Origin of the sequence: Sphingorhabdus buctiana (assembly GCF_042680825.1) — a bacterium.
Taxonomy (GTDB): domain Bacteria; phylum Pseudomonadota; class Alphaproteobacteria; order Sphingomonadales; family Sphingomonadaceae; genus Sphingorhabdus_B; species Sphingorhabdus_B buctiana.
In genome coordinates this window covers 38,880-53,566 of record NZ_JBHUEL010000012.1, presented here as the reverse complement: position 1 = coordinate 53,566, position 14,687 = coordinate 38,880, and the positions used below count along the sequence as shown (strand labels likewise).

General features: G+C 59.8%; 16 protein-coding genes. 10 read left to right on the top strand and 6 right to left on the bottom strand.

Annotated features, from left to right (window positions below):
• The first annotated feature begins 1 nt into the window (after position 1).
• The 4 genes from ACFSAG_RS14630 to ACFSAG_RS14615 all read left to right on the top strand — a co-directional run bounded on the left by ACFSAG_RS14630 (position 2) and on the right by ACFSAG_RS14615 (position 4,437).
• On the top strand, positions 2-511 hold the full coding sequence (locus ACFSAG_RS14630) for an enoyl-CoA hydratase/isomerase family protein (protein ID WP_381516370.1): 510 nt from the start codon (positions 2-4) through the stop codon (positions 509-511).
• Between the two features lie 21 nt (positions 512-532).
• Positions 533-2,557, top strand: a complete 2,025-nt coding sequence (locus ACFSAG_RS14625) for an oxidoreductase (protein ID WP_381516343.1) — start codon at positions 533-535, stop codon at positions 2,555-2,557.
• 81 nt (positions 2,558-2,638) lie between these two features.
• Positions 2,639-3,463 (top strand): peptidyl-prolyl cis-trans isomerase, encoded by an 825-nt coding sequence (locus ACFSAG_RS14620; RefSeq protein WP_381516338.1) that lies wholly within the window; start codon positions 2,639-2,641, stop codon positions 3,461-3,463.
• A gap of 26 nt (positions 3,464-3,489) precedes the next feature.
• Positions 3,490-4,437, top strand: a complete 948-nt coding sequence (locus tag ACFSAG_RS14615; RefSeq protein ID WP_381516335.1) for a HupE/UreJ family protein — start codon at positions 3,490-3,492, stop codon at positions 4,435-4,437.
• 4 nt (positions 4,438-4,441) lie between these two features.
• On the opposite strand, the gene ACFSAG_RS14610 is transcribed toward ACFSAG_RS14615, so the two are convergent.
• The 4 genes from ACFSAG_RS14610 to ACFSAG_RS14595 form a co-directional block, all read right to left on the bottom strand.
• Positions 4,442-5,251, bottom strand: coding sequence for a hydrolase 1, exosortase A system-associated (locus ACFSAG_RS14610; protein WP_381516332.1), 810 nt, complete (start codon positions 5,249-5,251; stop codon positions 4,442-4,444).
• Positions 5,239-5,814, bottom strand: coding sequence for an alpha/beta hydrolase family protein (locus ACFSAG_RS14605; protein ID WP_381516329.1), 576 nt, complete (start codon positions 5,812-5,814; stop codon positions 5,239-5,241). The genes ACFSAG_RS14610 and ACFSAG_RS14605 overlap by 13 nt, the downstream gene beginning before the upstream one ends.
• A gap of 113 nt (positions 5,815-5,927) precedes the next feature.
• Positions 5,928-6,197, bottom strand: coding sequence for a phosphopantetheine-binding protein (locus ACFSAG_RS14600; protein WP_374614046.1), 270 nt, complete (start codon positions 6,195-6,197; stop codon positions 5,928-5,930).
• 1 nt (position 6,198) lies between these two features.
• Positions 6,199-7,239 carry a GNAT family N-acetyltransferase gene (locus ACFSAG_RS14595; protein ID WP_381516325.1) on the bottom strand — a complete coding sequence of 347 codons (1,041 nt, stop codon included), beginning with the start codon at positions 7,237-7,239 and terminating at the stop codon, positions 6,199-6,201.
• Positions 7,240-7,282: 43 nt separating this feature from the next.
• On the opposite strand from ACFSAG_RS14595, the gene ACFSAG_RS14590 reads away from it, so the two are divergent.
• Together ACFSAG_RS14590 and ACFSAG_RS14585 are read left to right on the top strand one after the other, a co-directional pair.
• Positions 7,283-8,806, top strand: a complete 1,524-nt coding sequence (locus ACFSAG_RS14590; RefSeq protein ID WP_381516322.1) for an acyl-CoA ligase (AMP-forming), exosortase A system-associated — start codon at positions 7,283-7,285, stop codon at positions 8,804-8,806.
• Entirely contained in the window at positions 8,803-10,044 is a 1,242-nt protein-coding gene (locus tag ACFSAG_RS14585) for a pyridoxal-dependent decarboxylase, exosortase A system-associated (RefSeq protein ID WP_381516320.1), read from the top strand. Before ACFSAG_RS14590 ends, ACFSAG_RS14585 begins: the two co-directional genes overlap by 4 nt.
• Position 10,045: 1 nt before the next feature.
• Here the strand turns inward: ACFSAG_RS14585 and ACFSAG_RS14580 are convergent, their stop codons facing one another.
• Both ACFSAG_RS14580 and ACFSAG_RS14575 read right to left on the bottom strand, forming a co-directional pair.
• Positions 10,046-10,450, bottom strand: a complete 405-nt coding sequence (locus ACFSAG_RS14580) for a bactofilin family protein (RefSeq protein WP_374614053.1) — start codon at positions 10,448-10,450, stop codon at positions 10,046-10,048.
• Between the two features lie 4 nt (positions 10,451-10,454).
• Entirely contained in the window at positions 10,455-11,573 is a 1,119-nt protein-coding gene (locus ACFSAG_RS14575; RefSeq protein ID WP_381516316.1) for a M23 family metallopeptidase, read from the bottom strand.
• Positions 11,574-11,921: 348 nt separating this feature from the next.
• Between ACFSAG_RS14575 and ACFSAG_RS14570 the strand changes: the two genes are divergently transcribed.
• From ACFSAG_RS14570 to ACFSAG_RS14555, 4 genes are all read left to right on the top strand, one after another.
• Positions 11,922-13,178, top strand: a complete 1,257-nt coding sequence (locus ACFSAG_RS14570; RefSeq protein ID WP_381516313.1) for a glutamate-5-semialdehyde dehydrogenase — start codon at positions 11,922-11,924, stop codon at positions 13,176-13,178.
• Complete coding sequence (locus ACFSAG_RS14565; RefSeq protein ID WP_381516310.1) at positions 13,142-13,807, top strand: nicotinate-nucleotide adenylyltransferase; 666 nt, start codon at positions 13,142-13,144, stop codon at positions 13,805-13,807. Before ACFSAG_RS14570 ends, ACFSAG_RS14565 begins: the two co-directional genes overlap by 37 nt.
• Positions 13,808-13,870: 63 nt before the next feature.
• Positions 13,871-14,215 (top strand): ribosome silencing factor, encoded by a 345-nt coding sequence (gene rsfS, locus ACFSAG_RS14560; protein WP_381516367.1) that lies wholly within the window; start codon positions 13,871-13,873, stop codon positions 14,213-14,215.
• 47 nt (positions 14,216-14,262) lie between these two features.
• Positions 14,263-14,685 carry a 23S rRNA (pseudouridine(1915)-N(3))-methyltransferase RlmH gene (locus ACFSAG_RS14555; protein ID WP_381516306.1) on the top strand — a complete coding sequence of 141 codons (423 nt, stop codon included), beginning with the start codon at positions 14,263-14,265 and terminating at the stop codon, positions 14,683-14,685.
• Positions 14,686-14,687 lie beyond the last annotated feature (2 nt).

Genomic DNA, 14,687 nt, shown 5'->3' with positions numbered 1-14,687 from the left:
GCTGGAGGAAAGCTGGGGGTCACGTCAGCTCGTCCATGGCCCAGCCTGCGGCGGTGGCTTTGCCTTTGCGCTTGCCTCCGACATCCGCATCGCGGGCGATAGCGCGCGCATGAATGCGGCCTTTATCCGCATTGGTCTTTCCTCCTGCGACATGGGCGTCAGCTATTTCCTCCCGCGTCTGGTAGGTGCTTCGATTGCCTCGGAACTGATGCTGACGGGGCGCTTCATTCAGGCGCAGCGCGCGCTGGCCGTCGGGCTGGTGGCAGAGGTGGTTCCCGACGACCAGCTGGAGGCTGCGGCCCAACCTTGGGTCGATGACTTGCTCAACGCATCTCCCATGGGGCTGCGCATGACCAAGGAAGGCCTCAACATGGCGATCGACGCCGGCAGTCTGGAAGCTGCAATGGCGATCGAAAACCGCAACCAGTTGATGACCGCCGGTAGCAAGAATTTTGCCGAAGGGATGCGCGCCTTCCTCGAGAAGCGCAAACCAGAATACACCCCCGAATAAGCCTATCAGCAGGATTAAACCATGACCCACGCCCGCTACCCTCATGTCTTTTCGCCGCTGAAAATCGGCAACACGACAATCAAGAACCGGATCCTGATGGGATCGATGCACACCGGGCTTGAGGACTTGCCCGATGCGGGTCCGCGACTCGCGGCCTATTTCGTCGAGCGCGTCAAGGGCGGGGTGGGGATGATCATCACCGGCGGTATCGGACCGCACGAAACTGCGGGCATGGGCGCCAAGCTGATCACGCCGCAAGATGTTGCGCTGCATAAGCAGGTAACCGAGGCTGTCCACGCCGCCGACCCGGACGTGAAGATCTGCATGCAAATCCTGCACACCGGACCGCTCGCTGGCACTCCCGATTGTGTCGCGCCCTCGCCGGTCAAATCACGCATTGGACGCTTTGCCCCGCGCGAACTCGATGAAGCCGGTATCGAAGAGCAGATTGCTGCCTTCGCCCGCTGCGCCGCGCTCGCCAAGGAAGCGGGCTATGACGGGGTCGAAGTGATCGGATCGGCTGGCTATCTTATTTCGACATTCCTTGTCGAAAAAACCAACCAGCGGACGGATCAATGGGGCGGTAGCTGGGAAAACCGGATGCGCTTCCCGATCGAGGTGATGCGGCGCACCCGTGCCGCGGTCGGCCCCGATTTCGTGCTGATCTTCCGCATCTCGGCCATGGACATGCTTGAAGGCGGGCTCGCCTGGGATGAGGTGGTGAGCCTAGCCAAGGCGCTCGAGGCCGAAGGCGTCGATGTTATCAGCACCCATTTCTGCTGGCACGAAAGCTTTGTCCCCACCATCGCCACCATGGTGCCGCGCGCCGCTTTTGCTCAGGTGACCGGGCGATTGCGCAAGGAATTGTCGATCCCGCTTATCACCTCGAACCGCATAAACATGCCCGATGTCGCAGAGGAAGTTCTGGCGCGCGGCGATGCCGATATCGTCTCGATGGCGCGTCCGATGCTCGCCGATCCGGATCTCGTCAACAAGGCGCGCGAGGGCCGTGAGGATGAGATCAACACCTGCATCGGTTGCAACCAGGCGTGCCTCGACCACACTTTCACCGGTCAGCTCACCAGTTGCCTCGTCAACGCCCGCGCCTGTCGAGAGGTGGAGTTTGACTATCCCGCCGTGCAGGCCGCCAAGCGGCTTGCGGTGGTGGGTGCTGGCCCTGCGGGTCTGGCTTTTGCGACATTGGCGGCGGAACGCGGCCATAAGGTGACCCTGTTCGACGCCGCAGAAGAGATTGGCGGACAGTTCAACCTCGCCAAGCGCATCCCCGGCAAGGAGGAGTTCTACGAGACACTGCGCTATTTCGGTCGTCGGATCGAAACCACCGGGGTTGAGCTCAAGCTCGGCAAGCGTGTGAGCAGCGATGACCTGCAGGGCTTTGATGAAGTGGTGGTTGCCACCGGTATCGAACCGCGCAAGCCATCCATACCGGGCATCGACCATCCCAAAGCGGTCCGTTACATTGATGTGATCCAAGGCAAGGCGCAGGTCGGCAAGAAAGTTGCCATTATGGGGGCTGGCGGCATCGGATTTGATGTTGCCGAACTGATTACCCATGAGGGAACGTCTGCTGCTCTCGATATCGATGTCTTCGCGCGCGAATGGGGCATCGATTTCAAGAATCACCCGCGCGGCGGCGTGACAGGTGTCGAGCCGGTTGTCGCGCGCAACGACCGTCAGGTAACGCTGCTGCAGCGCAAGACCAGCGCGGTTGGCAAGGGGCTTGGCCGGACCACCGGCTGGACGCATCGGATCACGCTGCAACGGCGTGGGGTCGAGATGATTGCAGGGGTCGAATATCTCTCGATCGACGATGATGGCTTGCACACGCTGGTTAATGGTGAGCCGCGCACATTTGATGTCGACACCGTCATCATCTGTGCAGGACAGGAACCTGCTCGCGGGCTGTTCGATGCATTGGAGGCCGGCGGCGTCAAGGCGCACCTCATCGGCGGGGCCTATGAGGCGTCAGAGCTGGATGCCAAACGCGCCATCAAGCAGGCATCGGAATTGGCTGCAGTGGTCTGATTGCCGACTTCAGGGGCTTGGCGCAGCGTGGCTTTGATGCCATGAACTGCCCGCGCCCATATGGCGCGTCTTGGGAGGGGCATGAACATAAACGAGAGATTGAAGCCGCTGCTGCGTGAGCCGCTGGTGCATTTCCTGCTGGCAGGCTTGGCCGTATTCCTGTTTTCGGCATGGCGCGGCGAGGAAGTCGATCCTGCCAGCCGCACAATCACGATCGACGAGGAACAGGTCTCGCGGCTGGTCGCCAGCTGGCAACAGACCTGGCAGCGTCCACCAACGCAGGCGGAAATCGACGGCCTGATCCGCGACTATATCAAGGGTGAGATTTACTATCGTGAAGCCAAACGGCTCGGCCTTGACGAAGATGACACCGTCATCCGCCGCCGCTTGCGTGCCAAAATGGAATATATCGCCGCCGCGCAGGTAGAGAATGCAACCCCCGACGATACCACGCTGCAGAAATGGCTCGATCGCAACCCCGCGCGCTACACCGCCAATGCGGCCTATAGTTTTGACCAGATCTATCTCGGGCAGGGCGATGGAGCCGCTTCGCGTATAAAAGCCGCACTTGCCGACGGGGGTGATTGGACCAAATTGGGTGAGACGATTTCGCTGCCAAGGTCATTGGAAAATGCACCTCAAGCAGACATTGGCCGCGATTTTGGTGAAGGTTTTGCAGCCGCGCTGGCGTCGTCGCCTACTGGAAAATGGACCGGGCCGCTGCAATCGGGTTTCGGGCTGCATCTGGTGCGGATCCGTGCCGTGAAGACACCCGAAAAGCCGAAATTGGCAGAGGTCCGGCAAGCGGTCGAGAATGATTGGCGCGCAACCACCACGCGCGAACGCGAAGCAGCCGCCTATCAGGCGCTGCTCGACGGTTATACGATCAAGATCGCCAAACCGTGATACGCGCGCTCTTCCTATTGCTCGCTATGTTGTGGGCACTGCCGGCGCACGCCGATGAACTGCGGCCGGGCTATCTTGAGTTCACCGAAAAGACACAAGGCGCTTGGACATTGGTGTGGAAAGCACCGATGCGTGGCGGGCTGACACCGCAAACGCAGCCAATCCTGCCCAACAATTGCGTATGTAAGGGCCAGCCAAGCAAGGCAGTTTCGGGCATTGCACTTGTCACCACGACGGCGGTGGCTTGCCAAGGCGATGTTTCGGGCAAGCTTATCGGCCTATCGAACTTTGAAGCATCGCAAACTGACGTACTTGTTCGTGTCGCACCTCTAGGGCGACCGGTACAGGCCTTGCGATTGACCCCTGCCGAACCAAAGGTGGAAATCAAGGCCAAGCCCGATCGCTGGCAAGTGGCGCGCACCTATTTCATCACCGGGGTCGAACATATCCTGTTTGGATATGATCACCTGCTGTTCGTGGTCTCGTTGGTGCTTTTGCTCTCCGGTTTCTGGACGATCGCCAAGGCGGTAACAGCCTTCACAGTCGCACATTCGATCACCCTGATCGGGACTACATTAGGCTTTCTCGGACTGCCACAGCGGCCAGTGGAAAGTGTGATCGCGCTTTCGATCCTGTTTCTCGCGGTCGAAATTGTGAAGCGCAAGCCTGACGAGCCGAGGCTTTCGGAGCGCATCCCATGGGTCGTCGCTTTCGGCTTTGGCCTGCTGCACGGTTTTGGTTTTGCCGGCGCGTTGAACGAAATCGGTTTGCCCGAAAGCGATGTGCCGACCGCGCTTTTGACTTTCAACCTTGGTGTAGAGGCAGGCCAAATGGTGATTGTCGCGCTGTCGCTGGCGGTGCTTGAACTATTGCGTCGCTACTCTGCGGTTATGGTCAGCCCGGTGTTACGCTTTTCGGCTTATGCCATTGGAACAATATCGGCATTCTGGTTCATCGAACGCACTTTTGCCTGAGGGCTTAAATCGCCAACGCCTTTTCAATCTGGGCTATCAGCCATTGCTTTGCCTTTGCGTCGGCAAAGCTGTGCGACGCGCTATCGATCGAATGCAACGCGATATTGCTGCGCTGGCGCACGACGGAAAAAGCACTGCTGTTCCATGCCGAGGCAAAGGCCATGGCGGTCGTGTCGCGGTTGGCCAGCAGAATCGTGGTTTGCACCGAACTTGCGGTGAGTGCCCCGCTTATGCGTTGCGCCAAGCCAGATGGGCCATCCTTGTGCGTGGCCCGTGCAAGGCCAGCAGCCAGTTTTGAAATATCGACCTTACCCGTCAGCAGGTCGATCAGGCTGCGCGGATTTTTGAGCCGTGCCCAATAGCGGGATCTGATGGCGGCAGGGGAGATTGGCGCCGGTGTATCCTGTTCTGCCGCTTCGATGACCCATGGATTGGCGAGCACCAAATGATCGATGGCAAGCGGCTGATGGAAAAGCGCCAGCGCGCTCGCGGCATCGCAATTGCCGAACGCGACCAGCCGGCGCAGGTTCGGCATTTCCGCCCGGAACGCGGCAATGGCGGCAGCGATATCGGCTGCGCTGCTTTCAAAACCTGCATTCGCGCCCTCGCTCTCCCCAATTCCGCGCCGGTCATAGCGGAACACCGGATGGCCTTGCGTCGCGAAATGCGCGGCAAGTGATGCATACCCCGCATGGGCGCCGCTGCGGATTTCGTTACCGCCGCTGACGATCAACAAACCCGTGTCGCTGTCGCCCGTATCGAGCGTTGCTGCGCACCAAGCGCCCTCGCATACAAAACCGGTCAGCCGCCGCATGACGCGCTCCATTGGTCGAGATCGGCAGCAACGGCGGCAGACATTGCTGCGTCGTCCTGCGGCTCGGCGCGAAGCCATAAGGGCGAACCGGAAATGTCCTGCCCCAAAGCGCGTACCACAAGCTGTGCAGTGTCTTGCGGTTCGGTCGATGCCAGCTCAGCGACCATTGCCGGACCAAGGCGATTGCCCGCCAGCTCGATTGGTCCGCTTTGCGCCGCTGCCAACAGTTCGGTTTCGCTGGTGGACCGGCCTGCTTCCTTGTCTCCGGCGATGCGCGTGCGGATCATGGTCTTTAAAAGGCTTGCACCTTTGACTGGTGCCAAGCGCCAAAGCGGCAGCCCAGTTCCGGCATCAATGAGTGTGCCGCCACGCAGCGATACGATATGCGTTGCGCCTAGCTGCTCGCCGGCATCGGCCACTACAGCGCGCCAAGTCGAGAGGCTTTGCACTTCGAGTGCGGCATGGCTCTCATTGCAGCCAGGAAGGTCGAGCAGCATGCAGCCCACATCGCGTCCGGCCAGTTCGCGCATCGCCTGCACCAACATCCGGCGGCAGCGGTTCATTTCATCGAAAAGAGGCGGAACGATCAGTAACTGGCGATTTGATGCCGTGCCAAAGCAAAGGACATGCTCGTCATGCCCGGCAAAATGATATGTCCGAAATTCAGGACGCAGGCTCACTCTTTGATCTTGGCCTTTGCGAAGGCGACAAGGCTGCCAAAGCTTTCGAATAGGTCGCCATCGATGTCGTCATCATCAATCATGATTTCGAGCCTGTCCTCCATTTCAGTCAGCAGGCCGGCAACCGCCATCGAATCGAGCTCGGGCAGTGCGCCGAACAATGGTGTATCGTCGGTCATAGCCGCGACCGTTGCAGGCGCAACGCCAAGCACATCGACCAGCAATTCGCGGATGGTGGTTTCGACACTGTCGGGAACGAAGGGCATTTCAAATCTCTCTCACTAGTTTGCTGGCGCGATAGGCTCGCCATTTGCGAATGGCAATGTGCGGCCAATTGGCTGGGTGGTTGGGCCAAAAGACTTCCAGTCGGAAACGCTCGCGCACTTCCTCCATCCATTCCGCCTTATAGGCATCGTTGCCCGTACCAAAATCGATTAGCGTGACGCGATCAACATCGATGACATGCTGAAACAGCGCGGCAGACAGCAGGGTTCCGGGCGATGCCTGCATATAGCGCTCGTCATGCGCCAATTTGTGGATGAGAGCGACACCGTTTTCGACCGTCCAGAATTGCGCGGCCACCGGCTTGCTGTCGATATATGCGAGACCCAGTCGCATTGCGCCGACCGTGCTCTCGCGCTCTGCCAATTGGCGCAGAAATTCCGGGCTGCCCTCCTCGGGTTTCCAGCTGCGGGCATAGACCCGCTCATAATCCCGCCAGCTTTCGGGGCTGTATTCGGTGTCGATGCGGATGGTCACCACGCCCGCCTTGGCCTTGCGCTTGACTGTATTTTTGAGGCGGCCTGGGCGCGATTGCCAATAGCTGTCAAAACTGCGCCCGTTGACATTGAGGATGTGATTTTGGTCGCAAACTTCGCGGAAGACAGACCAGCCCTCCGCGGTAAGCGTCGCTTCCAGCTCGCTTGCATGACCATATTCGTCTGGGATCGGCGCAAATGTCAGCCGTCGGGCGTGCAGCTTTGCTGTTTGGGCGATCGCGCGCAACAAGGACAGCCGTTCGACTTCGCTTTGCGCATTGGCAAAAATCGGCGCCCAAGTGAAATTGTACCAGTTGGCGAGGGCGGATAAATGCCCGCTTCCGATATGGAGCAAAGGCAGCCAGGCCTGGGCCTGATCGCGCATGGCATGCAGCAGGGCTGGACGTTTATGCCGCAATGAAGTGCGGTGCAGGCTTTCGATCCAATCGAACCTGTCAAAGAGGCAAGGCTGCGCCTCGCGATCAAGCGCGCCAGCCGCAGCCGCTTGCGCGGTCAGGAAATTATCGTGATATTCACACTTAACTGGCAATTACCGACCCCGATTAACCCTGCTAGACCAGATATTTGACCCCATGACTGACACTTTGCCAGCCTTTCCCCTCGATCACCTCGCGTTTCGCGGGGCGCCCGACGCGCCTGCGCTGCGTATCAAGGATAAGGTCTATAGTTATCAGGAGTTAAATCATCGTATCGGCCGGCTGGCCGCAATATTGCGTGCGCAAGATTTTACAGTTGGTGACCGGATAGCCACCTGGCTGCCCAAGACCGAACTTGCATGCCTGATGCCCTTGGCCGCGGTGCGTGCGGGGCTGGTGCATGTTCCGATAAACCCTCTGCTTAAACCTGCGCAGGTCCGGCATATCCTGTCCGACAGTGGGGCGAGGGGCTTGCTGACGGCAAAGCTGCGTGCGGGCCAATTGGATGAGGGCGATGTGCCTGACGGCACAATAGAGCTCGACGAAGCCGAACTCCTTGCAACAATCGACCAACCCGGCGAGGTTTTGTCGCCACTTCCGGCTGAAACCGACACCGATGGCCTAGCAGCGATCCTCTACACCAGCGGATCGACCGGTCGGCCCAAGGGGGTCATGCTCAGCCATGCCAACCTCTCGATCGGGGCGGTCAGCGTGGCGCGCTATCTCAAGCTGGTGGCAGATGATGTCACGCTTGCGGTGCTGCCCTTGAGTTTCGACTATGGGCAGAACCAGCTGCTTTCCACCTGGCAGGCAGGGGGATGTGTTGCGCCGCTGGATTATCTGACGCCGCGCGATGTGATCAAGGCGTGCGCGAAGCATGGAGTGACGACGCTTGCCGCGGTGCCGCCGCTCTGGGTACAGCTTGCCGAACAGGCATGGCCAGAAGAGGCGACTGGGGCGATGCGCCGACTGACGAACAGCGGCGGTGCATTGACGCCCTCGCTGGTCAAGGCGCTGCGCGGCATATTTGGCCCTAAGACTGATATCTATGCGATGTACGGACTGACCGAGGCTTTCCGTTCAACCTATCTTGATCCGTCATTGATCGACGCAAATCCGACCAGCATGGGCAAGGCCATACCTTTTGCCGAAATCATGGTCGTCACGAAGGATGGCAACGAGGCGCAGCCGGAGGAGCATGGTGAACTCGTCCATGCCGGGCCGCTGGTCGCCCAGGGCTATTGGAAAGATGCCGAGCGCACGGCGCTACGCTACAAGCCCGCCCCGGCCTTCTCGCGTTATGGCGGTATGGCGGTATGGTCAGGCGATACCGTGTGGCGCGACAAGGATGGCCTGCTCTATTTCGTTGGCCGTGACGATGCCATGATCAAGACCAGCGGAAACCGAGTCTCCCCTACCGAGGTAGAGGAAGCCGCGATCGAGAGTGGATTGGTCGCCGAAGCCTGCGCGCTCGGCCGCAAGGATGACAGGCTGGGCGAGGCGATTGTCCTGTTCGTCCGCGCCAACGGTGCGGCAAATGAGGCGGCCCTTGCGGCACATATGAAGGCTGCGCTCCCCAATTTCATGCAGCCAGCCGCCTATGTCTGGCTCGAAGAATTTCCCAAAAACGCTAATGGCAAGCTGGACAGGGACGGGCTGAAAGATAGGTTGGCGGCATGAGCGAAGCGAAAGCCAAACCGACCGGCCCGATCCCGCCCTATTTTGAAATGATCGACGGCGAACTTGCGGTTGGGGGGAAGACGGCGTCTGCGCTGGTTGCCGAGGCTGGCGACACGCCTTTGTTCGTCTATTCGACTGCGGCGCTGCAGGCGAGGATCGGCGAGCTGCGCGCAGCGATGCCTAAGCAATTGGGCATCCATTATGCGATAAAGGCCAATCCCTTTGCGCCTCTGCTCGGCTGGATGAGCGCGAGGGTCGACGGGTTCGATGTCGCATCGGGCGGGGAGTTGAAGCTCGCACTCGAGGCCGGTGTAGCAGCAGACAAGATCAGCTTTGCCGGCCCCGGCAAGCGTGACCGTGAGTTGGAGTTTGCGATCGCGAACGGTGTCACGCTTAACTGTGAGTCAGAGGGCGAGGCAGAGCGGGCTTTCGCGATAGGCGAGCGACTGGGCGTCGCGCTGAAAATTGCCGTGCGGGTGAACCCCAGTTTCGACCTCAAAGGTAGCGGCATGAAAATGGGCGGAGGGGCAAAGCCTTTTGGCGTCGATGCGCAGCGCGTGCCCGCACTGGTTCGGCGCGTCATTTCCTCTCGGGCCGATTGGCGCGGTTTCCATATCTATGCAGGATCGCAAGCGCTGGATGCAGAGGCAATCATCGCCATGCAGGCGCAGACGCTGGCGCTGGCCGCAGAGCTGGCGGAGGCGGCTGGCGCTTCGCCAGCCAAGGTCAATCTCGGCGGCGGCTTTGGTATCCCGTATTTTCCGGGTGACGCAGCCTTTGACCTCGATGCTGTCGGCGGTGCGCTCGGTCAGGCGCTATCGGCGTTGCCTGCCATCCTCAACGACACCCATTTCTGTATTGAGCTTGGCCGCTATCTGGTCGGTGAAGCGGGTGTCTATCTGTGCCGCATTGTCGATCGCAAGATCAGCCATGGCGAGGTCTTCCTCGTCACTGATGGCGGGTTGCACCACCAGCTTGCGGCATCGGGCAATTTTGGCACGGTAATCCGCCGCAATTATCCGGTGGCGATCGCGACACGCTTTGATGCGCCTGCCGACGAGGTGCAATCGGTCGTCGGATGCCTGTGCACGCCGCTCGACCGGCTGTCCGACAGCGCCTTGCTGCCCAATGCCGAGGTTGGCGATCTGGTAGCCATCTTCTGTGCCGGGGCCTATGGCGCGAGTGCCAGCCCGGCCAACTTCCTTGGCCAGGGACCTGCGTTGGAAATATTGGTCTAGTTCAGCCCGCCTTGGCCTGCGCGTCGAGGATCAGCGGTTCAACCTTGTTCAGATCGACCGTTGTCTTGGCAATGCTCGGATGGCTGCTGCCGCGATGCTTGAACTTGCCTTCGACAAGGCCGCCTGGCGCGATGGTAAGGCTTTGATAGACAACATCGCCTGAAATACGCGCGCTTGCCTCGATCACAAGATCGCCTGCCTCGATTGAGCCATCGACCTTGCCCGAAAGCCGCGCCGATTCAGCAATCACCTTGCCGGCAATGACGCTGCCTTCGCCCTGGACGAGCGAACCGCAAGTCACATCCCCATGGATCTTGCCATCGATGTGGAGATCGACCTTGGCAGAGAGGTTGCCGGTAATTTCGACATCCGAAGCGATTACCGAAAAAGTATGTCCACCGCGCATAGTGTTACGCCCCTGCGTTGCCGCGACCGGCTGAGCGGTTTCCGGCGACGGCTTGGATTTCGAGAACATCTGGGTTTGCCTCCAGGAATTTGAGCGGGTTGATTGCGGTCCCGTTGATGCGAACTTCAAAGTGCAAATGCGGCCCGGTTGAACGGCCGGTCGAGCCCATACGACCGATCTGCACGCCGCGCTTTACTTCTTGTCCGACTGCAACATTGAAGCCGCTAAGATGCGCATAGCGCGTAACCAGTCCATTGGCATGCGTGATTTCGATGCATTTGCCATAACCGCCCTGCCATCCGGCCGAAGTGACCTTGCCATCAGCTGCGGCGAGGATCGGCGTTCCGATCGGGCCTTTGAAATCAAGCCCTGCGTGCATGGCAGCGCCGCCATTGAACGGATCGGCGCGATAGCCAAAGCGGCTCGACATCAAACCGACGGCTGCGGGCATGCTGGTAGGAATGCCGGCGAGCGCGGTTTCGAGCGCTTCCATGCGTTCAAGCGCAGTCAACATGCGTGTAAAGCGCGGGTCGCGTACCGGTTTCTGTTTCTTGCCAAAGAAGGGAATGAAGGGGCCACCCACGCCATTGGCCGCTTCGCGGGCCAATTGCGCGGGGTTGAGGCCAAACTGGCGAATGGCACTTTCCGCCTTTTTCGACCGGGCAAGCGCGATCTGGGTCATCCGCTCGGCAAAGGCGATCTGTTGTGCTTCCAACTCGGCAAGCTTTGCGGCTTCGGGAATAGCCTGACCAATCTTCTTGGCGGTTTCAGCAGCTTCGCCTTCCGGCTGTGTGGTTGCTTCGGCAGCGGGCATCTCACCGAAATGCTCTTCGAACGCGCCTTCCATCAGCTTTTGCCGCGCCTCAAGATCGCTTGCGACCGCATCCATATCGTCGCGATATTTGGCGACGCGTTCTTCGGCGGTCTCGATCTTTTCCTGCTTGGCACTCAACATCATGCGTTCTGCGGAAACGCTCAGCTGGTTGACCATCATGCCCAGCGTGATGACAAGCCATATGCCGACAACCGACGCAATCGCACCTGCGACGCGACGTTGCAGCTTGGCACTAATCTTGATGAACCGGACATGCCCGTTAGACCGCATGAAGAACTCACGATCCACGAACCATCCAGCCAACCGGTTTTTCCAACCGGCAAACCTGGCCATTTGTGACACGACCCACCCCGTTTTTATTTGGTGGCGGGCGCATAGCAGAGCGAATTGAAGCTGACGAATCGCTTTACCTCGACTCGTGCCGAGTCGGTGGAGTCGTGCGGTGAGTTGTGAACATTTACATGAAATCGGTTGCGGACCGTACAAAAGCCGTTGTGCTTTGGCTGTGAAAATTGAGAAAAATGGTTGTTTTTCAGATTGATGTCGCGAATCGACATTCAAGCTTGGCAAATTTTGCCGAAGCCATAGGATTCTGCGGCTTCCGCTTGCGCGCTGCCCGGATTAGGAGGCTGGACGATGACCGAAGATGTAACCTCGATAATTGCCGATATGACGGCCAAAGCCCGCGCTGCGGCACGCCATGTTGCGGGCGCCAGCGATGCCCAGAAGGCCGAGGCATTGCTTGCTGCTGCTGCGGCGATGCGCGCAGCCGTGCCTGCCATATTGGCCGCCAATGCGAAGGACATGGAGGCGGGTGCGGCAAATGGGCTGTCCGCAGCCATGCTTGACCGATTGAAGCTCGATGAAGCGCGGCTTGAGGGCGTTGCAAGCGCGGTCGAGCAGGTTGCCCGACTGGAAGATCCTGTCGGCAAAGTGATTGACCGGAGCGAACGGCCCAACGGGCTGGTGATGGAGCGTGTCCGCGTTCCGGTTGGCGTGCTTGCCATCATATATGAAAGCCGCCCCAATGTTACCGCAGACGCCGCGGCGCTCGGCCTTCGTTCGGGCAATGCCGTCATCCTTAGGGGCGGCAGCGAGGCAGTGAACAGCAACCGCGCAATCCACGCTGCGATGGTGGAAGGGATAGTAAAGGCAGGCCTGCCTGCCGATGCCGTCCAACTCGTCCCGACGCAGGATCGCGCGGCTGTCGGCGCGTTGCTCAAGGCGCAGGGGCAGATCGACATGGTGATACCGCGCGGTGGCAAGTCGCTGGTCGCACGGGTGCAGGATGAGGCGCGCGTGCCCGTGCTCGCGCATCTCGATGGCATTTGCCACACTTATGTCCACGCAAAGGCCGATCCGGCGATGGCAGAGGCGATAGCCGTCAACGCCAAGATGCGCCGCACCGGCATTTGCGGCGCGACCGAAACGTTGCTCATCGATCAGGACTATCCCGAACCTAGTCGCTTGATTGGCGCCTTGCTTGATGCCGGCTGCGAAGTGCGCGCCGATGATATGCTGATGGAACTTGATCAGCGCACCGTCCCAGCCGACGAGGAGGATTGGGGCACCGAATATCTGGAACCGATCGTTTCGGCCAAGATGGTTTCGGGCGTGGATGAGGCGATCGAGCATATTGCCCGCTATGGTTCGCAACATACCGAAAGCATCATCACCAGCGACGAAGCCGCGGCAGCGCAGTTCCTGTCGGGCGTCGACAGCGCAATCGTGATGCACAATGCCTCGACGCAGTTTGCCGATGGCGGTGAATTCGGGCTGGGTGCTGAAATCGGGATTGCGACCGGGCGGCTTCATGCACGTGGCCCTGTCGCGCTCGAAGGGCTCACCACCTACAAATGGCTGGTGCATGGCTCGGGGCAGACGCGGCCTTAATGCTGACGGGGCTGCTCGGCGGATCGTTCAACCCTGCGCATGGCGGGCACCGGTCGATCAGCCTGTTCTCGCTGGACGCGCTGGATCTTGATGAAATCTGGTGGCTGGTGTCTCCGGGAAATCCGCTGAAGGCCAATGCAAAAGACATGGCATCGCTTAAGGCGCGATTGGCCTCTGCCCGCAAAATGGCCCGCCGCGCACCTATTCGTGCCACAGCCATAGAAGCGCAAATGGGCACGCGGTACACGGTCGATACGCTGCGCAAACTGATAAGGCGCTATCCCAATCGCCGCTTCATCTGGATCATGGGCGCCGACAATGTGGCAAATTTCACACGCTGGCGACGCTGGCGCGATATTGCCCGATTAATGCCGATTGCGGTAATTGCCCGTCCGGGCTATGATGATGATGCTGTTGTGGGTCCCGCAATGGCCTGGCTCAGGCGGTACGTCCGGCGTCCGGACCAGCGGCTTTACTGGACGATGTGGAGCACACCGGCGCTTGTTTTTTTGCGCTTTCGCCCCGATCCACGCTCGGCCACGGCGGTTCGCCAGGCCAATCCTCATTGGCATCGCGACTATGAAGGCAAGCGCGTTATCGACGGCGTTACCCACAAATATTTGTATTAAGGAGCAATTTTGATCGAACTCGCTACAGTCCCCAACGGCAAGGCCGCAAAAAAGGGACCTGTCCTGCAGCCTGACGAACTGCACAAACTCATCCTCCAGTCGCTCGACGACGATCAGGCGCAAGAGGTCGTTTCCATCCCGCTTCAAGGCAAGAGCAGCATCGCCGACTATATGGTCGTGGCGAGCGGCCGTTCGAGCCGACAGGTGGCATCGATGGCGCAGAAGCTTGCCGAACGAATCAAAAAGGCTGGGCGCAATGCGCATATTGAAGGCCTGCCCAGCGCCGATTGGGTGCTGATCGATGCCGAGGATGTGGTCGTGCACCTGTTCCGGCCCGAAGTACGCAGCTTCTACAATCTTGAGCGGATGTGGGGCTTCGGCGACGCGCCTGAGGCGGCGAACGCCTGATGGTTTAGGGGCGGCTCATTACCGCCCGAGCATTTGGGGAGGCCGCGATGCGGTTGCATATCATTGCGCGCGGCAAGATAGGCCGTTCCCCAGAAGGCGAACTAGTTGACCGATATCTGAAACGGCTGACATGGCCGCATAAGCTGACCGAACTCCCCGATCGCGGTGGAAACATGCCCGCAACGGAGCGCAATAGCCGTACCGTGCTGCTCGACGAGAAGGGCGAGCAGCTTTCATCGATGGATCTTTCCAAACTGCTCGAACGCTGGCGCGATGAAGGCGTTGCCGAGGTGCGCTTTTGCCTGGGGGCGGCCGATGGCTTTGACGAAGTAGACCGCGCAGCTGCCGACAAGCTGATCGCTTTTGGCCGTGCGACATGGCCGCACCTCATGGCGCGTGCGATGCTGGCCGAACAGCTTTACCGGGCGACATCGATACTTGCCAACCACCCTTATCATCGCGAAGGATAAGG